The organism is Bradyrhizobium ivorense, from assembly GCF_900696085.1.
In the GTDB taxonomy this organism is placed as follows: Bacteria; Pseudomonadota; Alphaproteobacteria; order Rhizobiales; family Xanthobacteraceae; genus Bradyrhizobium; species Bradyrhizobium ivorense.
In genome coordinates, this window is record NZ_CAADFC020000016.1 from 763,983 (window position 1) to 785,266 (window position 21,284).

Here is a 21,284-nt window from a genome sequence, read left to right on the forward strand (position 1 = left end):
CCTGGCAGCACGGGTTGGTGAGGAATGGCTCATCCTCGACAACCGCACACTCACGCCGGTTCGCGAGACGAATCTTACCTGGACGGCGCCGGTGTCTGTCCTCGACCAGGCAGACGTCTGGCGCCTTGCCTCAGGAAACCAGCCTTCTCGAGCGCGAGGATGGGCTTCGTGAATATCCTGATAACCTTTCTGGCGTTGGCGAGCGCAAGTGTATTTGCGGCCCACACCATCGAGGCGCTTCGTGCCCTTTGGCCGCATCCCCGACCGGATAATCGACGTTCGTGCCAATAGAATCGCGCCTGTCCTCTTCGTTGGCACGTGATAAGCTGCGTCCTCGGGACTGGAATCGTCTCCGGCAGGGCGCGAAGCCAACGATGGCGAAACGGCTGAAGAGATCTACCGTACCCCGGCAGAAGGAGCGCGACCGCATCGCGCGATCCAGGGCGCCATCCTTGCTGGGACGCGAAGCGGAAATCGCTCTGATCGATGAGCTACTTGACCGAATCGATCAAGGTGGAGCTACGCTTTTCATCACCGGAGCAGCTGGAATTGGTAAATCGGCGCTGCTTGAGGAAGCCAAAGATCGAGCGCGGGAACGCGGCATGGCCGTACTCGGCATGACGGGCGTTCTCGCCGAAGCGCATTTGGCTTTCGCTGGGCTTCAGCAGGCGCTGCATCCGCTCATGAGGCAGGCAAAGTCTTTGCCTGCTCATCAACGGTCTGCCTTGCTCAATGCTTTTGGCATGGGCGACGCAACGACCGACGCACCGGATATTTGGCTCGTCGCGCTTGCGACGCTGGCACTCCTGACTGAAAGCCCATATCACAAGGCAATCCTGCTGGTGGTTGACGATGCGCAATGGCTGGATGAACCGACACGCCAGGTCCTGTCATTTGTTTCCCGTCGGCTGAGTTCTGATCCCATCGTTCTGCTGCTCGCTTTGCGCGAGGGTTTCGAGCTTCCATTTGGCGACGCCCACACCTTGCGACACGCCATTCCGGCTCTCAGCGAAGCCGATGCGACCCGGTTGCTCGAGATGAAGGCGCCCGGCCTTTCCGAAAATCTGCGCAACCGGTTTTTAAGAGAAGCCGCCGGAAATCCGCTGGCGTTGGTGGAGCTGCCGCGCAGCTTGCGGTCGGAGGACGATCGCGAGGCGGCATGGCTCCCGTTGACGGAGCGGCTTGAACGCACCTTCTCCAGCCGTCTGTCCGACCTTCCCGAGGTCACGCGCATGCTGCTGTATGTCGCGGCTGAAAACGACGGAAGCTCTCTCTACGAGATCATGCGTGCCGGCGAGGTGCTGCTGGCTCGGACCATTGACGTTGCAGCCTTCGACCTTGCGGTCTCGGCCAAGCTCGTCGATCTCGATGCAACAGAGGCGCGGTTTCGGCATCCTCTCGTGCGATCCGCGATCCACCAGGCTGCCGACCTTTCCGTGCGTCAAAAGGTTCACGCCGCACTCGCGGGGGTCATCGAGGATCAGGATCGCAAGCTTTGGCATCGTGCAGCGGCGGCAATGGGTCCTGACGATGAATTGGCTGGCGAACTGGATCTGATGGCACATCGAGCGCAGCGCAGAGGGGCCGGCAGCAGCGTTGTCGAAGTCCTGCAGATTGCTGCAAAGCTGAGCAAGACAGCCGAAGCCAGGCGAGAGCGCTTTTTGCAGGCCGCCGAAATTGTGACGGACCTCGGGCGGCCGAAGTTGCTCGAGCATCTGTTGCGAGAGGCCGCGGTTGATCCGTCAGACGAGTTGGGTACAGCGCGGGTCGGGTGGTGTCGGGAAATGAGCCAGTTCCTGACGATCAATGATCCGGGCAAGATCTCCGCGTTGATCAAATTTGCCGATCAGGCACATGCGGGCGGGGCAAAGGACCTGGCAAGCAATCTTCTCTGGCGCGCGGCACAACGCTGCTGGTGGAGCAACGCGAGCAGTGACACCTGCTCAGAGGTTCTCGCCGGAGCAAGGCGACTGAAGCTCCTGGAGCTCGACTCACGCGGCATCGCGATATGCGCCTATGCCGAACCGCTTCGCCGCGGCGGCGAGGTGTACGCCAAGCTGAAGGCGCTGTCCGAAAGGAGGGGCAACGATCCGCATGTCGCGCGAATCCTTGGCAGCACTGCGAATGTCGTCGGCGCATTCGATCTTGGCGTGACTTTTCTGGCTGAGTCCACCGCGGAGCTGCGTAAGCAGGCTCGAATTGGCAACTTGGCGCGCGCGCTTTTCGCTCAGGCATGGGCCGAAATGGAAGTCGGCGACTGGATTGGCGCAATGAGAGAAGCCGAGGAAGCGATCCGTTTTGCCGAAGAGATCGGATCCCTTGTGTGGAAGGCAGCAGCTGCCATCGTGAAGGCGAAGGTTGCCGGCATGCAAGGCAATCTGCAGCGATCCGAAGAGTATGCGAGTCAAGCGGAACGCCTCGTTTTGCCCAGCGGCGCGAGCTTCCTGCTCGCGATGCTGCAACTGGCGCGAGGCATTACAGCTATCAGCGCCGGCCGCCATTCAGAGGCACTCGCGCATCTGCAGCGCCTGTTCGCGCCTGCCGATCCGGCCTTCAACGCGGGTCTGCAGTTCTTTGCACTGGCCGACTTCGTCGAGGCGGCTGTTCATTCGGATCGAGTGCAGGACGCGCGCAGCGTGATCGATGAGATGGAGCGCGTATCTGGCCCAGGACCGGTGCCGTGGGTCCAAACGATGTTGTCCTACGGCAAGGCGTTGGTCGCGACGAATGAGGAAGCCGAACGATACTTCCTGGAAGGCCTTGGGCCGGCCGCGAAGAATTGGCCCTTCCTGCGTGGGCGTCTCTTGCTTGGCTACGGCGCCTGGCTGCGCCGGCAGCGTCGCGCCGCCGATGCGCGGGCCCCGCTGCGCCAGGCACGTGATATTTTTGACGCGCTTGGCGCTTCGCCGTGGAGTGATCGCGCGCGGGAAGAATTGCGAGCAGCGGGCGAGGCAAGCCTTCGCCGGACCGCGCAAGTCTGGGAGAACCTGACCCCGCAGGAGCTGCACATCGCCCAGCTGGCAGCGCAAGGACTTTCGAACAAGGTCATCGGGGCAAGGCTCTATCTGTCTCATCGGACCGTCGGCTACCACCTGCAGCGGGTCTTTTCGAAGATCGGAATCACCTCCCGATCGGGCCTGTCTGCCATCCTCGCCACGGCCGGTCCTACGGCAGCCTGATCCCATCGGTCACCGGACTGGTCATTTGACGGATGCCGCGCACGCCGTTCGGCCGCCTATTTTCGCGAGGTGCAATCCCGCGAGAACTGGCAGGAGGCCGCCTTGGAAATCGAAAACAGTCTACCGATCGCCCTTGCCGCGAGGCTCCATCAACCGGGAACCACGGCGCCAGGTACTCGATCGATCGGCCCGTCGGCCAAGGGAAGGCTCGATCGACGCCGGCTGTTTCGCGTCCTTGATTACATCGATAGGCATCTGGAAGGCGACCTCACCCTGGATGAGCTGGCTTCGGTCGCCTGCCTCAGCCGGTTCCACTTCGCGCGAGCATTCAAGCAATCCGTCGGGCAATCGCCTCACCGCTATGTCATTGCGCGGCGGCTTGAGCGCGCGGAAGTCCTGTTGACCGAAGGCGAAACGTCATTGGTCGAAATCGCGCTGTCTCTTCGGTTCTCGAGCCAGGCAAACTTTTCTCGCGCATTCCGGCAGTCGACGGGCATGGCTCCTGGCCAATACCGCCGCGAAGTGACGGCGTCCTTCGACATCAATGCGCTGCGCGCGAGGAGCGGTTTCAAGGAAGCCGCCCTGGCGCCCGCCAATTCCGGCGAGAGTTTTTTCGAGAGCGTCGGATAGGAGCCATGGAACTGACCGCCACCACGATCCTCGTCGCCTTTGCCGGCGTCTTCCTGATCTGCTTCATGAAGGGTGCGTTCGGCGGCGGCTTTGCCATTGTCGGCATTCCCATGCTGTCGCTGGTGATGGACCCCGTGACCGCCGGCGGCCTGCTCGCGCCTTTGTTCATCGCCATGGACCTGTACGCGCTACGCTACTGGAAGCCCTCGACCTGGTCGAAGCCGGACCTCAAAATGCTGTTGCCGGGGCTCGTGACCGGAATCGGCCTCGGCTACGCACTGTTTCGGGTGCTCGACCATCGGGCCGTCGCAATCGTCATGGCCGTGGTCACCCTGATTTTCGTCGTGCTGTGGTTCTTCGGCGGCCCCGAGGTGACGATCCAGCCTCGTTCAACGCGGAAAGCGGTCGCCGCCGGCCTCAGTTCCGGAATCGCCTCGATGGTCGCGCATTCCGGTGGACCGCCGCTTGCGATGTATCTGCTGCCGCTTGGGCTCGCGAAGGACGTCTATGCGGGAACGAGCAGCATGTTATTCACCGTCGGCAATGCGCTCAAGGCTGTGCCTTGGTTGCTGCTGGTGAGGCCAGGCCATAACGTCTGGATCGTGATGGCGACGTGCCTGCTCGCTGTTCCCGCCGGCGTGTGGGCCGGCTGGCAGCTTCACGGCAGGCTGGACCAGCGCCAGATCTATCGGGCCTGCTATGGATTGCTGGTGATCACTGCGCTGAAGCTATTGTGGGACGGTGTGCACGGCTATCTTGGTTAGGACGATCCAGAGCAGCCCAGATTGGTAGTCGAGAGGAGAATGTTTATGGCTATGATCGAGTGGTTTGACGACCTTGCCATCGGGATGCAATTCAGGACCGGTGAAGCCCGCATCACCGCTCCAGAAATCAAACGCTTCGCAGCAGAATTTGACCCCCAATCAATGCATTTGGACGAAGTCTCAGCCGCCAAAACGTTCTTCAAAGGTCTTGCGGCTTCGGGATGGCATACAGCCGCAATTGCAATGAGGCTGTTGGTTGAAAGCCGCCCTTTCGGTGATCATCCAATTATCGGGATTGGAGGCGGAGTGAGTTGGATGGCGCCAGTGCGCCCCGGCGACGTCCTGTATCTGGAGGGCGAAATCGAAAGCCTCACTCCCTCGAAGACCAAACCGCAAGGCACCGTGGGCATGAAATGGACGATGTACAACCAGCATGGCCAGGCAGTTTATGCGTTCACTCCCATGACCATCGTTCCGCGTCGCCCGGGCGCATGAACCGTCTTCGAAGCGGACCAAAACCGATATGGAAGTCGGGACCAGCCCTGCTTTATGTCCATTCAGCCCCTGAAAGCAGGGTCTCGATTGGCGATGCTCTGCCGACAAGTTAGTAGAAGCACGGTGGCGTAGTTGCGCGCGACCGGAGGCCGCATCGTTCTCAAGGGCTTTCCTTGAAGGCGTCGCGCCGCGCCAGAGCCGCTCACTTCGATATTTGGGAGCCTGCTCGGCGCTCATCTCTTCGCGGCGAAGCGGCTTGCCGCAGGACTCGCAGACCGGCCCGAGCCCCGCCGGCTCGCCGCAGACGAGGTGGATGTAGTTCATGGCGCGGCCCTCTTTCGGCGATTTGCACCAGGTCTCGCCCCAGGCGCGCAGCGCCAGGATCACGGGATAGAAGACCTCGCCCTTCTCCGTCAGATGATATTCGTGGCGCAGCGGGCGCTTGCTGTAGACGCGCCGCTTCACCAATCCGTCGGCTTCGAGCACCTTCAGGCGCGTCGCGATCATCTGCGGCGTTCCGCCGGTCTGCGCCTGGATCTCATCAAAGCGGTGCATCCGCATGAACAACTCGCGTAGAATGAGCACCGTCCAGCGATCGCCGACGACGTTCTCGGCCCGAGCAACCGGACAGAGCGTTGGGTCGACCGCGCCAAGCGCTTCTACGAGAACCTGGGTTGGCGACTGGATGCCGATTTCGTCAGGCCCGACGGATCCCGCGCCGTGCAATTGACGCCTCCGGGCTCGCCGGCCTCCATCCAGCTTGGCACAACGCCTCCATTGCCCCACTTCCTCATCGTGAACGACATCGAGGCGGCGCGCGCCGATCTGATCGCGCGCGGCGTCGAGGTAAGCGAAGTGTTTCATCGCGGCCCGCATGGACGCATCGCGGGTCCGGACCCGGACCGCCCAAGCTACGGCTCGCTCGCGACGTTCAGCGATCAGGACGGCAATGTCTGGCTGGTGCCGCAGGTCACGCAGCGGCTGCCGGGACGCCTCTCTCGCCGCAGCGCTGAAGCGCGCAGCCGCCGCGCATGGCGAGCACGAGAAACGTACCGGCGGCCACGATGCCAACTGGCCCGACTGGTACGCCGCCTACATCGCCGGTGAGCAGTCCGGCCAGAAACTGCCCGACTGACCGCGCCCGCAACACTTGCCAGAGAGACCAGCCATGACCGCGCATATCAAACCGGCCGCTCTCGCGGCGGCACACACGGACACCGACGTCATCAATCACGAGAGGCGCAATCTGCTGACCACGGCAGCGTTTGCCATCGCGGCCACGGGCGTCGCCAACCTGTTCCCGCTGCACTCGGCACCCGCTGCGACGATCGACGAAATCCGTCCGTTTCACATCAATGTGCCCGAAGCCGACCTCGTCGATCTCCGCCGGCGCCTCGCCGCGACGCGATGGCCCGAGAAAGAGACGGTCGCCGACGACAGCCAGGGCCTGCCGCTGGCGATGCGGCAGGACCTCGTCCGCTACTGGCAATCCGATTACGACTGGCGGAAGGTGGAAGCACGGCTCAATGCCCTGCCCCAGTTCATCACTGAGATCGACGGGCTCGACATCCATTTCATTCATGTTCGCTCCAAGCATGACAATGCGCTGCCGATGATCGTCACGCATGGCTGGCCCGGCTCTGTCATCGAGCAGCTCAAAATCATCGAGCCCCTGACCAATCCGACGGCGCATGGCGGCAGTGTCGGCGACGCCTTCCACCTCGTGATCCCGTCGATGCCAGGCTACGGCTTCTCCGGCAAGCCGACGGCCACGGGCTGGGATCCGCAACGCATCGCGCGCGCCTGGCTCGTGCTGATGTTGCGGCTCGGCTACCAGAAATTCGTCGCACAGGGCGGCGACTGGGGCTCGCCCGTTACCAATGAGATGGCCAAGCTCGGCGCACTGGAACTCATCGGCATCCATGTCAACCTGCCCGGCGTCGTTCCGCCTGATGTCTTCAAAGTGGTCGCCTCGGGCACGCCGGCTCCGGCGAACCTGTCGGCGGAAGAGTTGCACGCCTTCGATCAGCTCAAGGTACAGTTCACCAAGCGCCGCGCCTATGCGCAGATCATGGGGACGCGTCCGCAGACGCTCGCAGCTCTGACGGATTCACCGACCGGCCTTGCCGCCTGGCTGCTCGACCACGGCGACGGCTGGGCGCAGCCGGCCTCGGCCATGCAATCGGCCGTGCTCGGGCGCTCGGTCAATGGACATCCGGCAGGCGCGCTGACGCGCGATGACGTGCTCGACAATATCACGCTGTACTGGGTGACCAATACCGCGATTTCCTCGGCGCGGGGAAAACAAGATCAACCTCTATCTGCCCGCCGACGTCTCGATCCCGGCGGCCGTGACGGCATTTCCCGGCGAGAGTTTTGTCGCGCCGCGGAGCTGGGCCGAGAAGGCCTATCACAAGCTGATCTATTTCCATCAGGCCGAAGCCGGCGGCCACTTCGCCGCCTGGGAGCAGCCGGACATCTTCAGTAGAGAAGTCCGCGACGCCTTCCGCTCTCTCCGCGCAGCCTGATCTGATCACATCGGCGCGCGCATGCCTGAAGGACGAACCCGGCACCCTGCAATTCGAAGCGGTGCTGCCTCGCGACGACCTATCCCGAATCCTCATCTATGAAGTCTACCAGGATGACGCAGCTTTCGAGGACCACCGTGCCGCCGCGTCAATCAAGCAATTCCGCGAAGAGACAGCCGACACCGTCATCAAAGTCATCGCGACCAGATGCACACCGATTGAATAGCCAAGACCGCAGGGGAAGCAGCATGAAATTCATTTATGCCGCCGCATTGGCATTTTGTTGTCTGCCTTGTCGGCTTTAATTCCGCAAACGCACAAGAGACCGCCATGAAAACGACGCCGACGACCAAAATTCTCGCCATCGGGACCATCAATCCCGGTTTTGAACAAGCGCAGGTGTTTGCCGTCCTGCCGGATGAGGTTCGGGAAACCGTCGACCTCTACCTCGAGGGCAAGATCGAGCCATGGTACTCGCTGCAGGGAAGCGGGGCGTGGTGTTCATCATCAACGCCACCGATCCTGCCGTCGCCCACGAAATGCTCGAGAAGCTGCCCTTGGGTAAAGCGCATATGATCAGCTTCGAGTTGATCCCCATTGGTCCGCTCAACCCGCTTCGCTTCTTGTAGGGCATGCAGCCGAAACCTTGAAATGTGTGGGGACATCATGTCACAGCCGGTGAACGACAAGACGATCGATTTTGTCGAGATCGACCAGGATATCACGCTCAGGCGCATGGTTCTGCGCAGCGCGAATCCGAAGGGGGCCGTCCTCTTCCTGCATGGGTTTCCGGAGACCTTGTACGCGTGGAAGGACGTCGCCAGGGCGTTGGCCGATGAGTACGAGGTCCACGCTTTCGACTGGCCGGGTTATGGCCTCTCATCGAGGCCAACGGTCGACAGGTTTTCCTATGCGCCCAGAGACTACGCGCAAATTCTGGATCGATACATCGGCAAAGCGGGGATCGACACATCGAAGCTGACGATCTACGCGACCGATATCGGCGCGCTACCGACCCTCCTGCTGGCCGTGGAAAGACCCAATCTCGCAAGGATGATCATCGTGGGCGATTTCGCCCCGTTCAACAGGCCCCAACACATGTTCGCGAGCTTGCAAAGCCTCAAGGAGGGACCCGCGATGGCTCAGGTCCGCGCCAACATGAACGCCAATCGCGACGAGATTCTGCAGAACCCCTTCACGAGAGGTCTGCCCGCGGAAGCGCACTTTGAAATTGCGCGCGAGTTCAAGGACGACATGGCCGAGGGATGGACCCAGGGAGCGATGACGTCGGTTGACGCGTTCTCCCGCTACTACTCTCACTTCACGCGAGAGCAGGACCACTTCGAATCGCAACTTGCCAGGCTCAAGACACCTTTGAAGATCGTCTGGGGCGAGAAAGACCTCTATATCAACAAGGAGATGGGAGTGGAGTTCGCCGAGCGCGTCCGCGCGAAACTGACACTTCTTCCGGGCATAGGGCACTTCCCACACCTGCAAAATCCAATGCTGACAATCGAGGAGATTCGTGGCGCCCTCCGATGATGACCGGCGAACGGAGCGAAAATGGCACGTGCATTCCCTTCGCGTATACCATCAGACACTTGGGATGCCGATCAGTCCTCGGATGCCGATTCACAATCAACTGCTGTACGGCATCCCGCGTAGGCCAAAGCCTGCCCAGGAGGTCTTGCTAATCGCCAAACCGCGAGCGTGGATAGAGAAATTGGCGCCTGTGCTGGATATGAGGCTTGTACCGATGCTGCCTTGTGATGGCCAGTCACTCCGCCGCGAGCGCATGGCGTCGCAATGGCAATCCAAGTCGCACCCATACGTCGACCAGCGCTTCAGCCAGCGCGTCGATCAGTGCGTCATCATGGTAGGGCGTCGGCGTGATGCGCAGCCGCTCGGTGCCGCGCGGGACAGTCGGATAATTGATCGGCTGCACATAGATGCCGTGCTCGGCGAGCAGGAGATCGCTCGCCTCCTTACACGTCTCCGCATCCCCCATCATGACGGGCACAATGTGCGTCTCGCTGGGCATGACCGGTAGGCCTGCAGAATTGAGCACGACCTTGACCCGCGCCGCGCGTTCCTGGTGGCGATCGCGCTCCCATTGCGACGCCTTGAGGTGTCGGATCGCCGCAGTCGCGGCGGCGCAAACCGCCGGCGGCAGTGCGGTGGTGAAAATGAAACCCGCCGCGTAGGAGCGCACCGCATCGATGATATCGGCATTTGCCGCGATGTAGCCGCCGAGACCGCCGAAGGCCTTCGCAAGCGTCCCCTCGACCACGTCAATGCGGTGCAAGGCCCCTTCCCGCGCGGCAATGCCGGCGCCGGCCGGGCCGTACATGCCGGCCGAATGGACCTCATCGATATAGGTCATGGCTCCGTAGCGCTCTGCAAGATCGCAGATCCGCTTCACAGGCGCGACGTCGCCGTCCATCGAATAGAGCGCTTCGAACACGATCAGCTTCGGGCGTTCCGGAGGCTCCGCCGCCAGCAACTCTTCGAGATGGGCAACGTCGTTGTGGCGCCAGATCTTCTTGTCCACGCCCGCACGCCGCACGCCTTCGATCATCGAATTGTGGTTCCAGGCGTCCGACAGGATCACGCAATCAGGAAGCAGCCCGGCAATGGTAGGGATGCCGGTTTCGTTGGATACGTAGCCCGAGGTGAAGACCAGCGCCGCTTCCTTGCCGTGGAGGTCAGCGAGTTCGCGCTCCAACTCGACCAGCGGATGGTTGGTGCCGGAAATATTGCGCGTACCACCGGCGCCCGCGCCCATCCGCGTCGCCGTTTCAACCATCGCGCCGATCACCTTGGGATGCTGGCCCATGCCCAGGTAATCGTTCGAGCACCAGATCACGACCGGACGCGGTCCATCTGGAGAATGCCATGTTGCGCGCGGGAAACGCCCGGCGATGCGCTCGAGATCGGCGAACACGCGGTAGCGCCGTTCCTGATGCAGGCGGGCAAGCGCGGCGGAAAAAAATCGATCGTAGGTCATAGAGCAACATCTCCGTCCAAGTTTGCGCTCAACGATCGGCATTCCCGCGATCCAGAAGGCCGTGATGCCCATGCAATCGTGGCGAATGCGTCGATCATGTCGTCAACTTCGCTCGGCGGTCCAATAGCCCGAGCAACGCGAACTTCCCGAATAGCCGCTCCATGTCCCGCGACCTGAACTGCCCAAAAGCCGGCCTGAGCCGGACGCGTATTTGTCCTGAACAGTCACGGAAGCGCGAACGGTGCCGGAGCGCGTTACATAGCCTCTGAACTTCACCAGATTCGGATGCATGACGACGCCATTGTTGACGTTGACCGAGAAATTGTAGGTCGGATCGCAAGCGCCCCTTTGCGTCACGAAGCGAAGATCCCAAGACCCATCATACGCGGAGCGCGCCTGCGCGACGGAGAAGGATGCGAGCAAGCAACTCGCCGCTGCAGCATAAGTGAGAAGCTTCTTCATCATGTGCTCCAAGGTTGTGGTCGTTGATTACTCCGATCCAAGAAACCTCCGCATCCTTCCGATCCAACACGTCAATCGAACGGAGGGCGCGGCCGGTCCCCGGGAGGGGAAGGACCGGCCGCGAGCAGGCCCGGCGAGAACAAGGGTCGGGAACGCGCCGGGCACCGAACACTTGCGAAGCCGTCTGCCTCGCGAGGCAAATCGATACGCGACCAGGCAGCGAGGAGCGAGTGAAGCGATCCAAATTCCTGCAAATCGTGACGACCGGCCTCATCCGCCGCGCCTTCGCCTTACGAAAAGGTTACGTCGCTGATGTCGATCGACACCATCAGCATATCCAGGATCGGACGCCGGTCGGGGCCGCGCGTATAGGCGCGCCGCTTGCTCGGCAAGCGCATGCCGTTTGCCTCGGTATATTCCAGCATCAGTTGCGCGGCGGGGAAGCCACCGGCGATGTTGACACTGTAGTCGTGGCGGCGGAGCTCAAGTTGCTCGTCAAAGAAGAAATCCTGAACCTGGCAATGCGTCTCGATCGCGCCGGGAAAATAGACACGCAACACCCGCCATGTCTCCTTGCCCTCTTGCCAAGGGGCAGTCTCCTCGACACGGAAGCCATCCATCGCAAAGGCAAAGGGCGTCGCGAGATAGGTCCATAGGGCTTCGCCGTTGAAATAGGCGCGATGCAGGGGATCCCAGGGCGTGTGCATCTGGTGTCCGGCGAATGAGTCCCTGGGCATGCGCCGCTCGGCAACGGCCGTTCCGTCGAGCTTCTCGATGGCGATGCGGTCTGGGGTGAACATTGTGCGCTGATCGGCCACGCCATAAGGTGTGACGGACGATCGCTCCTCGTGCAGCCATACAGTCATGCGGCGCGGATTCGCGTCCTGCAGGACGCCTTTCAAGGCAAAGAAGCCGCCGCCGCTGACAATCGTGGCCTCAACCTTGTTGTAGCTACGCCAGCGCTCCAGACCGCCGTGGGCGTTGAGAACTTTCGTGAGTAACTCGTTCATGGCTTTTCTTTCCAATCTTCAAGAGCGATCGCGGGCATTTCGAAACGATCGCGCGTGCGCGTATACCAGCCGCCTTCCATGCGTCCGATCAGGTCAAGCTTTTCGGCATCGACGTGCTGGCGCGCCGCGTTGGTCACAGCCTCGTCCTTGACATGCACCATCAGGATCCTGCCGAGCACCAGGCTGAAGCTGCCGAGCGCGATTTCCTGCATGAAGGTGCACTCCATCGAGACCGGCGCATCCGCGATACGGGGAACGCCGACCCGTATCGAGGGTGCCAGCGACAGTTCCGCCTCTTTCAGCTCCTCGACGCCTCTTGGAAAGGCAATTGACGTGACGCGCATCTGCTCGGCCAGTGCGAACGGCACCAGATTGACGACGAACTGCTCGTTGCCGCGAATATTGGCGCGCGTGTCCTTTGGCTCAGCCGGTTCCTTGCTGCCAATGCCAATACCGACGGTCGCGGGGTCGCTGCCGAAGACATTGAAGAATGAGAACGGCGCGGCGTTGATGGCCCCGGCAGCATCACGCGTGGTCACCCATGCGATCGGCCGCGGCAAAACTGTCGCCAGCAGCAATTTGTAGCGCTCGGGCGCGCCCATCCTTTCGAAATCGAACTCCACAGCTTCTCCAATCCTCAGCTTGCGTGGCCGATCCGGTAGGAGCTAAAGCGCGATGGGATCAGATTGAATCACCATCGCGCGTTGGCTCTTTGGTTACGCATAAGCCGTCAGCTTTGAGGCTTGCTGCCGAGAAGCTGCTTGTGCGCCGTCAAGACCTGGATCTGACTGGGCGAGGCAGGCATGCCACCCAGCGTGAGCGCGGGGACGGAGGAAGTCTCCTCAACATGCCCTGCACCCATCACGGAAACCTGGTGCGCGGTGATCGGGAAGCCTGTTGATTCATAAATGGGGAGTTCGGCAGCGGCGGCCGCATCGATTCCGTTCGCGATGGCGAGGCGGCAAACGGCACTAAACGTTTCATGACTACATCTCCTTTGGTTCGACTTTCCTTAGGTTACGGTGGTGATTGGGTTACTTTGCAGACGCTACGGCAGCCTTCGGCGTGGGGCCGTTCGCTCCGACCCCGTATCGGGGAGCGGGAACGGCGCTTGAGAGCTTGCCGGACATCGCGCGGCGCGCGGCCTCGTATCTATCCCAGTCGGCCTTGTCGGCGAGCGCGGGAATGGTGACGACCTCACCCTGGTCGAGACCGGCCAGAGCGGCGTCGACCATGTCGTCGGCGGACATCACGATCGCAGCCGGGAGGTGGTGCAACGGCACGCCGGCGACGTCCCAGAAATCTGTCGCGGTTGCGCCGGGCAGGACGGCCTGGATGCGCACACCCTTCTCGGCGAGTTCGTGATGCAGCGAGAGCGAGAAAGCCAACACGTAGGCCTTGCTGCCACCGTAAACGCCATTGAGCGTCTCGGGAGAAATCGCGACAATCGACGAAATGTTGATGATGGTGCCGACGCCACGGGCGACGAAGCCCGGGGCTGCGGCATAGCTCAGGCGCGTGAGCGCGCCGACATTGAGGCGGATCATCTCATCCATTTTCGCGACGTCGGCGTTGAGCAGCGGCGCTGTGGCCCCGACGCCGGCATTGTTGACCAGGAGCGTGATGTCCGCGTTGGCGCGCAAGATCGCCTCGATCTTGGCGAGATCCGTCTTGTCGTTGAGGTCGGCTGCGACCGTATCAACGGAGCGGCCGCTTGAACTGCGCAAGCGCTGCGCCAGGCTGGCGAGACGGGTCTTGTCGCGGGCGACCAGGATCAGGTCATAACCACGCTTGGCCAGACGATCGGCATAGATGGCTCCGATGCCGGCGGATGCGCCCGTGATGAGGGCAGTGCCTTGGGTCGTAGTGCTCATGGACGTTCTCCTTTGCCGCCCACACCTATGACCTTCCGGAATTTGACGCTATACGTTAATTTTGAGAGTTATCTTTCCACAAAACGGAAGGGACGGACCGATGGATCGCCTGGAGTCGATGTCGACTTTTTTGGCCGTGGTCGAGACTGGCAGCTTGTCGGCCGCCTCGCGGCGACTCAAGACGCCACTGGCAACGGTCAGCCGCAAGGTCTCCGAGCTCGAGTCACATCTCCGGACGAAGCTGTTCAACCGTTCAAGCCGCAAGCTGGTCCTGACCGATGCAGGCAGCTCCTACTTCGCCGCGTGCAGGCGGATTTTGGCTGATGTAACCGAGGCCGAGCGCGCCGCATCCGGCGAATATTCTGAGCCGACCGGAGAGCTGACCGTAACCGCTCCGGTGGGACTTGGCCGCGCTTACCTCATCCCGATTCTCGCTGATTTCCTCAAGGCTTATCCGGATATCAAGGCGAGCTTGGAGCTCGCCGACCGCGTGCAGAGCCTGTTTCAGGAGCAGATCGACCTTGGCTTACGCATCGGTCCCCTGCCCGACAGCAGCCTGATTGCGGTACGCGTCGGCACGACGCGTCGCGTGGTTTGCGCTAGTCCAGCCTACATCGCAGCCCACGGAGCACCGCGCACGCCGGACGAACTCGCCGGGCATGACTGCATAACCTATGCGGGTTTCATGTCGCCCGATGTCTGGACATTCTTCAAGGATAAGACAGCTGTCGCGGTGCCCGTACGCGCACGGCTCGTGGTCGGCAGCGCAGAAGCAGCCTGTGACGCAGCATGCGCCGGCATCGGCATTACCTCTGCCTTCGCCTACCATTTCCAGGCGGCGCTCAAGCGCGGTGATCTCACGACTCTGCTCGATGAATTCCAGCCCGAACCGCTGCCGGTCAATCTCGTGTACGCGGCCAACCGGTTTCTGCCGATCAAGGTCCGCGCTTTCCTCGATTTTGCTGCGCCGAGGCTCAAGACAGTTTTCGGGGAATTCCAGCCGCCCGCTTAGGGTCAGCCACCAACAAAGGACTTGCGGAAATCTGGACCAAGATCGAGCTCGATCTGAACCACCGAACCGGCTGCGACCCAATTTCTACTTTAAGCTCCCCTGCCGTCCTGTTTGCCGATCACGCAGCGCCATGCCGCGAGACGCTCGGCCGGATGCTGCGTCATCCAGTCGGCAAGCTGCGGCGCGCCCATCAAGCATGACTGCACCGAGACGTTCGCGAAATCCGACGTGGTGACGATCTGCTCGTGGCAATTCGCCGGAGAAGACAGGCTGCAAAGCACCGCAATGATCTTGATCACGAGACAACTCCGGCATTGATGTTGCTGATTGCTTGACCCATCGGCGGCTTCTTGTCCTGCTTGCTGACGGGAGCCGACGGGATGACGCTGTCGCTAATCGCGCAGGGTTCATGAATCAGGCGGCTTCGTTCGCGCCCAGACGCTTGGATAAATCGAAAGAATTCTTCCATCTTCAGCCTCTTCTGAATTGCGCGCCGCCTGCCACCGCGCGATCGGGCCGATCGGCGTAGATGTAGAGCGGATGCGCGGTCCCCTCCGCCACTTCGCGCGAGATCACGACTTGCTCGACGCCTTCGAGGCCCGGCAGATCGAACATGGTCTCGAGCAGGATGCTTTCGAGGATCGAGCGCAGGCCGCGCGCGCCGGTCCTGCGTTCGATCGCCTTGCGCGCAACCGCGCCAAGTGCCTCGTCTGCGAAGGTCAGATCGATATTCTCCATCTTGAACAGGCGCTGGTATTGTTTCACCAGCGCGTTCTTCGGATTGGTGAGGATCTTCTTCAGCGAGGTCTCGTCCAGGTCCTCGAGCGTGGCGACCACCGGCAGGCGGCCGACGAATTCGGGGATCAGCCCGTACTTCGAGAGGTCCTCTGGTTCCACATGGCGGAAGATCTCACCGCTGCGGCGGTCTTCCGGTGCGAGTACCTGGGCCCCGAAGCCGATCGAGGTCGAACGGCCGCGCGCGGAGATGATTTTCTCCAGCCCCGAGAACGCACCACCGCAGATGAACAAGATGTTGGTGGTGTCGACCTGCAGAAGCTCCTGCTCCGGATGCTTGCGGCCGCCCTTCGGCGGAACTGAAGCGACCGTGCCTTCGATGATCTTGAGCAGCGCCTGCTGCACGCCCTCGCCTGATACGTCGCGAGTGATCGACGGATTCTCGGACTTACGGCTGATCTTGTCGATTTCGTCGATATAGACGATGCCGCGCTGGGCACGCTCAACGTCGTAGTCGGCGGTCTGCAACAGCTTCAGGATGATGCTCTCGACGTCCTCGCCGACATAGCCCGCCTCGGTCAGCGTGGTGGCATCCGCCATCGTGAAGGGCACGTCGAGGATGCGGGCGAGCGTCTGCGCGAGCAGCGTCTTGCCCGCACCTGTCGGCCCGATCAGCAGGATGTTCGATTTCGCGAGTTCGACGTCGTTGTGCTTGGTCTGGTGGTTGAGCCGCTTGTAGTGATTGTGGACGGCGACCGAGAGGACCTTCTTCGCGTGGCTCTGACCGATCACATAGTCGTCGAGGACCTTGCAGATATCCTTCGGGGTCGGAACGCCGTCAGGCGACTCTACCGGCGAGGACCTGTTCTCCTCGCGGATCATGTCCACGCAGAGTTCGACGCATTCGTCGCAGATCAACGCCGTCGGCCCTGCGATGACCTTGCGGACCTCGTGCTGGCTCTTGCCGCAGAAGGAGCAGTACAGCGCATTTTGCGTAAGTGAATGAACTGCCATAGCGACCTCAATGCGACTTGCCGAGCACGAAAGTGAAGGGAACAACAAACAGTTCACCGCCCTGCTCGTCGCTGACATGCAAGGCCCAGTCACGCCAATCCTCGAGGCTGCGCTCGTCGATCAAGGATCGCACGATGCGGGTCGCATGATCGCACGCCTCAGCGAGATCATCCACCAAGGCGCCGCGACGATCGACGAACACCTTCTTCGTGTTCGAGCAATGGAAGTAGACCTGGGTCACGTTCAGTCTCCTTTGGATCGAATGGGGAGTAGCGAGAGGCAAGCGTCGCTCGTGTCCTCAAAGAGGCAGCGCGAGGTAGACAGCGGCGAGGCCACGAATATTTGGAACCACATCCAGGTTGTCATCAGCGGAAACAGGATCATCTGCGCACCTCTAGAGTTGGCATTTGCCACGAATAGGAGGCTCAGCTGCCGCACTTCGTCGCCAACAGGTCGTTGAAAGCGTTGATCACGGAATCGAGCGCGGCCAACACACGCGCACCATCGACGCGTTTGGCTGCCAATTGCCGCAACATCACCGACTCGTAGAATGAGGCGGCGTAGGCGCGACAGCTCGTTTCCTTCTCGGCATTGGCCGGCTGGCTCTGCACGGTCGGCCAGCGCTTGCAAAAGGCATCGACGTCCTTGCTTGAGGTACATTCAGCCGCAAGGGAGGGGGCCGTAGATGCGATGATCGCGGCAGACGCGATGAGAACGGCTAATCTCCTCATGATCGAACTCCGCAAGGGGAATTGTTACGAGGAGAGTTACAGTTCTTTAGGCTATGTTCCATTGCACGCGAGCCGTTCCAGGTACGGCTGTGGCTGCATCAACTGAACCTTGGCTTACCGAGCGACTCTGTATGGATGCAGCGGCCCACCTTCGTCCGAGGTGACACGAGTTGACGCAGTCAGCCTGCGCGCAAGCGAACAGGCTGACCGCGTTAAAGCTGTCGTGTAGACTCATGCCGGGTCTGGAATGCAGCCCGGCCGCGCCGAGGCTCTGCCGATCAATCCGAAAAAGCTCGTTTCGAGTTTGGCGCGGGCACTTTGCAACAGCGTTGCGCTTTCGCCATCCGTGCCGTCCCGGATCGTCACAGTTGCTGTCAGGCCCGACACCAGCGGCACGCCGGTCGGGACGTGATCAATTGCGATCCGGACCGGTACCCGCTGCGCCAGGCGCACCCAGGTGTAGACAGGATCGACATTGGGCAAGCCCTGCGTGGCGGCGGCCGCATTGGACACGCTGACGCCACGCGTCACCGTTGCGATATGGCCTGTAATCGGCGCCGAATAGCCCATCAGCCTAGCCTCGGCACGGTCACCAACGCACAGCCTCGCCAGCTTGGTTTCCTCGAAATAGCCGTCGACCCAATAGCTATCCGTATCGATAATGGAGACGTTTGCGACACCAAGATGCGCGTAGTCACCCTCCCGAAGCAGGAGATTGGTGACGATTCCATTCACCGGACTGCGCACTTCGGTGCGTTGCAGGTTGATCTCCGCCTGCGCAACCTGCTGCTCGGCTGATTCGACAGCCGCCTTTGCCTGAAGAGCGTTTCCCTCATAGACCTGCTTCTGCTCGGTGGACGCAGCCAAATCAGACAAGCGGCTCCGCCGCTCGGACTGCAATGCCTTCACGCTCAGATCCGCCATCTTCTGCTGGAGGGCCGCCTTGTTCGTGCGCAGCGCAATCTCGAAATCAAAGGGGTCGACGACATACAAAACGTCACCCTTATGAACAAATTGGTTGTCGACGACTCGCAGCTGCTTGATTCTCCCGGAGATCTCCGGCGCAACACTCGCCACCTGCACGCGCAGCCGCCCATCGCGCGTCCACGGTCCGGCGTTATACTGGTCCCATGACACGAGCGCAGCCAGCACCGCAGTGGCGGCGATTCCGACGGTCGCCAGCCTGCGCACCAGAAGCCGCCCGGCTCGCGAGCCATCGTTTCGGAGCGGCGGCGTCGATTTTACTGGAGCCGGTACGATCGGCCCATCATCCGTGTGACCTTCCGATACCCTCAGTGCGGGTTGGTCGACCGGGCTCACTCGACGAACTAATTCCTCAGCTTCACTCGGCAAAGCGGCATTTGCCTGTATCTCACGAACAGTCACATCATGAACGACCGCATCCATGGCGCCCTCCTCTAGACCAACAGAATCAACAGGCCGAGAACCGTCACAAACAGGCTCATCTCGGCGATCGCGGCGTGGCTGAACATCTTCGCAAAGCCGACGGCATGCAGAAGGGGCCGAAGCGCGATGATCATGATGAGAGCTATCGCGAGGTAAGTTACAAACGGAGCGAACAGGACGCCTCCGATCACCAGCTCCGCAAAGGTCTGTGCCATCAGGTTTCCTCCGATAAATCGAGATCTTGGTCGCAACGCCCATCCCCGGGTTAGGTCAGCTTCGAACCATCGCGCCGCATCATCGTTGATTGGTCGAAACAAGAGACCATTTCGGCGAGCGCCTCACTGTCCTCTGAGCCGCCGGCGGAAAGAAACTGCCCAAGCCGTGACGCATTCCGGAGCATCGCTTCTTCCGGCGCCTCTCCATTCTTGAAAGACAGCTCCTGCAGTTCACTGCGAGCCTCCGCTAGAAGCTGCATCCTTCGTTTGTCATCGGATAAGGGAGGAATCAGTGTTTGCGTTGCGAGCAGCAACGCGGCCGCCGCGATAATGAACACGGACGTAAAGAGGAAGGCTTGCGGATTGTAGGTCTGCGGATTACTCGGCGCCAGGAGGAGCATGATGAAGGGCAGAATGGCGCGACCAAGCGAGGACCACAGAAGATTGCTGGAGGTAACGAGGAGCGCCGCGCCGATCACAAAGGGGGCAAGACCGATGGCCAGCAGCGGAAAGTCATCGGCACCATTGAGGATGAAGAACTCGAGTATGCCGGTCAGCACGATCGCGATCGGCGCAGCAACGAGTGCGATCGCCGTGAAGGCGCGCGGTTTCGGGGTTGTGGCCCCCAATCCGATCATCATTGTCACGAAAGACAGCGAAACGCTCGCGGCAGGCCACCCGGCCCACACGTAGAACGCCGAGGTGATGGCGAGCCATAGAGCAGCGCGGACAGCGCTCTCGGCAGCAATTCGGTAGGAACGATACAAAGGCGCGCGCCACAATCGCCGCGGCCACTTCGCTGAACTCAGGGCAAGCAAATCTTGCGAAACTTGTTCGCCCCGTAGAAGTACCTCACTCCGCGCCAGGATTTCCGTTTCAGCGCCCGCGCCGTGGGCACGACCGTTGCTCAGGCTCCGAGCAGCCTGCAATTCGGCGATAAGCGAGACCGCGGTGCTGCGGGCAGCCGCACTCCCAACCGCGCCGCTACTCGACTCCGGAGCTACACTTGCGATCTCCGGCCGAAGGAACACAATTTCGCGCAGCAGCGACAAGAATGTCTTGGAGTCGCCTGGTTCGCCACGGAGCGCAGCGCTGGCACAGAGACGAACGCGACGATGAATCGCCGCGAGCTGGGTGATCAGGTGCGATCGGCGATCGGGAGCAGACATCAGGGTATTCACGACTGCAATCGAGAGAACGCCGACCACGATCGCGGCGCCACGCGCCATGCCGGATTCAAAGACGTGCTGCGGGTTGTCGATCTGCTGTGTCGCAATAAATGCGACGGTATAGCCGGACAGCACCGCCGCATAAGCCCGATAGCCATCCAGGAGCTTTGCCGCGAAAACGCAGACACCAAGCCAGACCGCAAACGCTGCGAGGATCAGATCCCTCGCCTGCGAGAAGAGACCGGTGATTGCGATTGACGCTGTCACACCCACGACAGTAGCGAGCAGACGCCAACGCGCCTTGTCCAACGCCTGACCGCGGGTTGGTTCGGCGAGAATCGCAACCGTAAGCGCGGCCGTCGTCGGCGATTCAAGCTGCAACCAAAAACTCACGAACAGTGCCAGGATCGTGGCGAGCCAAATACGGATAGCGAAGCTCCAGGCGCCGACGGGTATCTTCGCTATGGTGAGCCGCTGCTCTGTTGTCGTCGCGACCACGGTCATGTCTCTGCTGATGCTTCGTCAGTCGCGCTCAATTCTCGTGTACCAGCACGTCGACCTTGCCGACGAAGCAGTAGCCACGTCCGGGAATGTTGACGATGAACCGGTGCCCGTCGCGGCCATCACGCAGCGCACGGCGCAGCGCGGACATATGGACCGTGAGGTTCGCTGGTTCGACAAAGACATTGGGCCAGACCCGCGTCATCAAGTCCTGCTTGCTGACCAGCTCACCCTGGCGCTCAAGCAAGGCGATCAGGATCTCCAGCGCGCGACTTCCAAGGCAGACCGGCTTGTCGCCTTCCAGCAGAAGAAGCTGCGTCGGAAGTAGCCGGAACGGTCCGAAAGAAACGTCGACTGGGGCGACGCCGGCCGATCTGACTCGCTGCGGGACGGATGGTCTGGTCGAGAGCGGACCCTGAACCGTGTGCGCGGCGTCGAGCCTCGGTTCAGGATGAAATTGCTCCAGGCGGCCGAAAGCTGAAATCGATCGCATCGTGACCTCGCGTGCTTTTGCCGGGCTAATCCCCGCAAAGGTGCCAGTGGCCCGCAAT

Annotated in this window: 22 protein-coding genes and 3 pseudogenes; 10 read left to right on the top strand and 15 right to left on the bottom strand. The window is 61.4% G+C overall.

Annotated features, from left to right (window positions below; genetic code table 11):
• Positions 1–374 precede the first annotated feature (374 nt).
• The 4 genes from CI41S_RS23525 to CI41S_RS23540 all read left to right on the top strand — a co-directional run bounded on the left by CI41S_RS23525 (position 375) and on the right by CI41S_RS23540 (position 5,068).
• Positions 375–3,179, top strand: a complete 2,805-nt coding sequence (locus tag CI41S_RS23525) for an ATP-binding protein (protein WP_139861782.1) — start codon at positions 375–377, stop codon at positions 3,177–3,179.
• A gap of 102 nt (positions 3,180–3,281) precedes the next feature.
• Complete coding sequence (locus tag CI41S_RS23530) at positions 3,282–3,809, top strand: helix-turn-helix domain-containing protein (RefSeq protein ID WP_244626664.1); 528 nt, start codon at positions 3,282–3,284, stop codon at positions 3,807–3,809.
• A gap of 5 nt (positions 3,810–3,814) precedes the next feature.
• Positions 3,815–4,573 (top strand): sulfite exporter TauE/SafE family protein, encoded by a 759-nt coding sequence (locus CI41S_RS23535; protein WP_139861784.1) that lies wholly within the window; start codon positions 3,815–3,817, stop codon positions 4,571–4,573.
• A 45-nt stretch (positions 4,574–4,618) separates the two neighbouring features.
• Positions 4,619–5,068, top strand: coding sequence for a MaoC family dehydratase (locus CI41S_RS23540; RefSeq protein WP_139861785.1), 450 nt, complete (start codon positions 4,619–4,621; stop codon positions 5,066–5,068).
• Between the two features lie 160 nt (positions 5,069–5,228).
• Here the strand turns inward: CI41S_RS23540 and CI41S_RS23545 are convergent.
• Positions 5,229–5,629: pseudogene (locus CI41S_RS23545) on the bottom strand (winged helix-turn-helix transcriptional regulator).
• 33 nt (positions 5,630–5,662) lie between these two features.
• Here CI41S_RS23545 and CI41S_RS23550 point away from each other — a divergent pair.
• The 5 genes and pseudogenes from CI41S_RS23550 to CI41S_RS23570 all read left to right on the top strand — a co-directional run bounded on the left by CI41S_RS23550 (position 5,663) and on the right by CI41S_RS23570 (position 9,138).
• Positions 5,663–6,203, top strand: a pseudogene (locus CI41S_RS23550) (VOC family protein).
• Between the two features lie 33 nt (positions 6,204–6,236).
• Positions 6,237–7,596 (top strand): annotated as a pseudogene (locus CI41S_RS23555) (epoxide hydrolase family protein).
• Between the two features lie 4 nt (positions 7,597–7,600).
• A complete protein-coding gene (locus tag CI41S_RS23560; RefSeq protein WP_347339271.1) occupies positions 7,601–7,822 on the top strand; it encodes an antibiotic biosynthesis monooxygenase family protein in 222 nt (73 codons plus the stop codon).
• Positions 7,823–7,926: 104 nt separating this feature from the next.
• Positions 7,927–8,172, top strand: coding sequence for a hypothetical protein (locus CI41S_RS23565; RefSeq protein WP_244626665.1), 246 nt, complete (start codon positions 7,927–7,929; stop codon positions 8,170–8,172).
• Between the two features lie 90 nt (positions 8,173–8,262).
• Positions 8,263–9,138, top strand: coding sequence for an alpha/beta fold hydrolase (locus tag CI41S_RS23570; protein WP_139861786.1), 876 nt, complete (start codon positions 8,263–8,265; stop codon positions 9,136–9,138).
• 235 nt (positions 9,139–9,373) lie between these two features.
• Here the strand turns inward: CI41S_RS23570 and hemA are convergent, their stop codons facing one another.
• The 5 genes from hemA to CI41S_RS23600 all read right to left on the bottom strand — a co-directional run bounded on the left by hemA (position 9,374) and on the right by CI41S_RS23600 (position 13,949).
• On the bottom strand, positions 9,374–10,603 hold the full coding sequence (hemA, locus tag CI41S_RS23575) for a 5-aminolevulinate synthase (RefSeq protein WP_139861787.1): 1,230 nt from the start codon (positions 10,601–10,603) through the stop codon (positions 9,374–9,376).
• Between the two features lie 102 nt (positions 10,604–10,705).
• Complete coding sequence (locus CI41S_RS23580; RefSeq protein ID WP_244626666.1) at positions 10,706–11,065, bottom strand: hypothetical protein; 360 nt, start codon at positions 11,063–11,065, stop codon at positions 10,706–10,708.
• A gap of 290 nt (positions 11,066–11,355) precedes the next feature.
• The gene (locus tag CI41S_RS23585; RefSeq protein WP_139861788.1) at positions 11,356–12,075 is read right to left on the bottom strand and encodes a hypothetical protein; all 720 of its coding nucleotides are present in this window, start codon (positions 12,073–12,075) and stop codon (positions 11,356–11,358) included.
• The gene (locus tag CI41S_RS23590; protein WP_139861789.1) at positions 12,072–12,698 is read right to left on the bottom strand and encodes a flavin reductase family protein; all 627 of its coding nucleotides are present in this window, start codon (positions 12,696–12,698) and stop codon (positions 12,072–12,074) included. The genes CI41S_RS23585 and CI41S_RS23590 overlap by 4 nt, the downstream gene beginning before the upstream one ends.
• 411 nt (positions 12,699–13,109) lie before the next feature.
• Positions 13,110–13,949, bottom strand: coding sequence for an SDR family NAD(P)-dependent oxidoreductase (locus CI41S_RS23600; RefSeq protein WP_139861790.1), 840 nt, complete (start codon positions 13,947–13,949; stop codon positions 13,110–13,112).
• Between the two features lie 100 nt (positions 13,950–14,049).
• Here CI41S_RS23600 and CI41S_RS23605 point away from each other — a divergent pair, with 100 nt between their 5' ends.
• On the top strand, positions 14,050–14,961 hold the full coding sequence (locus CI41S_RS23605) for a LysR family transcriptional regulator (RefSeq protein WP_139861791.1): 912 nt from the start codon (positions 14,050–14,052) through the stop codon (positions 14,959–14,961).
• 89 nt (positions 14,962–15,050) lie between these two features.
• On the opposite strand, the gene CI41S_RS23610 is transcribed toward CI41S_RS23605, so the two are convergent.
• The 9 genes from CI41S_RS23610 to CI41S_RS23645 all read right to left on the bottom strand — a co-directional run bounded on the left by CI41S_RS23610 (position 15,051) and on the right by CI41S_RS23645 (position 21,226).
• Entirely contained in the window at positions 15,051–15,260 is a 210-nt protein-coding gene (locus CI41S_RS23610) for a hypothetical protein (RefSeq protein ID WP_057020993.1), read from the bottom strand.
• Entirely contained in the window at positions 15,257–15,430 is a 174-nt protein-coding gene (locus CI41S_RS43630) for a hypothetical protein (protein WP_172628154.1), read from the bottom strand. Before CI41S_RS43630 ends, CI41S_RS23610 begins: the two co-directional genes overlap by 4 nt.
• Before the next feature lie 2 nt (positions 15,431–15,432).
• Complete coding sequence (gene clpX / locus CI41S_RS23615) at positions 15,433–16,710, bottom strand: ATP-dependent Clp protease ATP-binding subunit ClpX (RefSeq protein WP_139861792.1); 1,278 nt, start codon at positions 16,708–16,710, stop codon at positions 15,433–15,435.
• 7 nt (positions 16,711–16,717) lie between these two features.
• Complete coding sequence (locus CI41S_RS23620; protein WP_057020995.1) at positions 16,718–16,951, bottom strand: DUF6894 family protein; 234 nt, start codon at positions 16,949–16,951, stop codon at positions 16,718–16,720.
• Between the two features lie 184 nt (positions 16,952–17,135).
• Positions 17,136–17,441: a hypothetical protein gene (locus CI41S_RS23625; protein ID WP_139861793.1), complete on the bottom strand. Its 306-nt coding sequence runs from the start codon at positions 17,439–17,441 to the stop codon at positions 17,136–17,138.
• Positions 17,442–17,672: 231 nt separating this feature from the next.
• A complete protein-coding gene (locus CI41S_RS23630) occupies positions 17,673–18,848 on the bottom strand; it encodes an HlyD family secretion protein (protein WP_139861794.1) in 1,176 nt (391 codons plus the stop codon).
• An 11-nt stretch (positions 18,849–18,859) separates the two neighbouring features.
• The gene (locus CI41S_RS23635; protein ID WP_139861795.1) at positions 18,860–19,063 is read right to left on the bottom strand and encodes a DUF1656 domain-containing protein; all 204 of its coding nucleotides are present in this window, start codon (positions 19,061–19,063) and stop codon (positions 18,860–18,862) included.
• A gap of 50 nt (positions 19,064–19,113) precedes the next feature.
• Positions 19,114–20,736: an FUSC family protein gene (locus CI41S_RS23640; protein ID WP_139861796.1), complete on the bottom strand. Its 1,623-nt coding sequence runs from the start codon at positions 20,734–20,736 to the stop codon at positions 19,114–19,116.
• 28 nt (positions 20,737–20,764) lie between these two features.
• Positions 20,765–21,226 (bottom strand): winged helix-turn-helix domain-containing protein, encoded by a 462-nt coding sequence (locus CI41S_RS23645; RefSeq protein ID WP_139861797.1) that lies wholly within the window; start codon positions 21,224–21,226, stop codon positions 20,765–20,767.
• Positions 21,227–21,284: the final 58 nt, after the last annotated feature.

Excerpts from the sequence above, each read along its gene's own strand:
- CI41S_RS23525 (WP_139861782.1), top strand. The coding sequence starts at position 375 with ATGGCGAAACGGCTGAAGAGATCTACCGTACCCCGGCAGAAGGAGCGC.
- CI41S_RS23535 (WP_139861784.1), top strand. The coding sequence starts at position 3,815 with ATGGAACTGACCGCCACCACGATCCTCGTCGCCTTTGCCGGCGTCTTC.
- CI41S_RS23540 (WP_139861785.1), top strand. The coding sequence starts at position 4,619 with ATGGCTATGATCGAGTGGTTTGACGACCTTGCCATCGGGATGCAATTC.
- CI41S_RS23565 (WP_244626665.1), top strand. The coding sequence starts at position 7,927 with ATGAAAACGACGCCGACGACCAAAATTCTCGCCATCGGGACCATCAAT.
- CI41S_RS23570 (WP_139861786.1), top strand. The coding sequence starts at position 8,263 with ATGTCACAGCCGGTGAACGACAAGACGATCGATTTTGTCGAGATCGAC.
- hemA (WP_139861787.1), bottom strand. The coding sequence starts at position 10,603 with ATGACCTACGATCGATTTTTTTCCGCCGCGCTTGCCCGCCTGCATCAG.
- CI41S_RS23580 (WP_244626666.1), bottom strand. The coding sequence starts at position 11,065 with ATGAAGAAGCTTCTCACTTATGCTGCAGCGGCGAGTTGCTTGCTCGCA.
- CI41S_RS23585 (WP_139861788.1), bottom strand. The coding sequence starts at position 12,075 with ATGAACGAGTTACTCACGAAAGTTCTCAACGCCCACGGCGGTCTGGAG.
- CI41S_RS23600 (WP_139861790.1), bottom strand. The coding sequence starts at position 13,949 with ATGAGCACTACGACCCAAGGCACTGCCCTCATCACGGGCGCATCCGCC.
- CI41S_RS23605 (WP_139861791.1), top strand. The coding sequence starts at position 14,050 with ATGGATCGCCTGGAGTCGATGTCGACTTTTTTGGCCGTGGTCGAGACT.
- CI41S_RS43630 (WP_172628154.1), bottom strand. The coding sequence starts at position 15,430 with ATGGAAGAATTCTTTCGATTTATCCAAGCGTCTGGGCGCGAACGAAGC.
- clpX (WP_139861792.1), bottom strand. The coding sequence starts at position 16,710 with ATGGCAGTTCATTCACTTACGCAAAATGCGCTGTACTGCTCCTTCTGC.
- CI41S_RS23625 (WP_139861793.1), bottom strand. The coding sequence starts at position 17,441 with ATGAGGAGATTAGCCGTTCTCATCGCGTCTGCCGCGATCATCGCATCT.
- CI41S_RS23630 (WP_139861794.1), bottom strand. The coding sequence starts at position 18,848 with ATGGATGCGGTCGTTCATGATGTGACTGTTCGTGAGATACAGGCAAAT.
- CI41S_RS23635 (WP_139861795.1), bottom strand. The coding sequence starts at position 19,063 with ATGGCACAGACCTTTGCGGAGCTGGTGATCGGAGGCGTCCTGTTCGCT.
- CI41S_RS23640 (WP_139861796.1), bottom strand. The coding sequence starts at position 20,736 with ATGACCGTGGTCGCGACGACAACAGAGCAGCGGCTCACCATAGCGAAG.
- CI41S_RS23645 (WP_139861797.1), bottom strand. The coding sequence starts at position 21,226 with ATGCGATCGATTTCAGCTTTCGGCCGCCTGGAGCAATTTCATCCTGAA.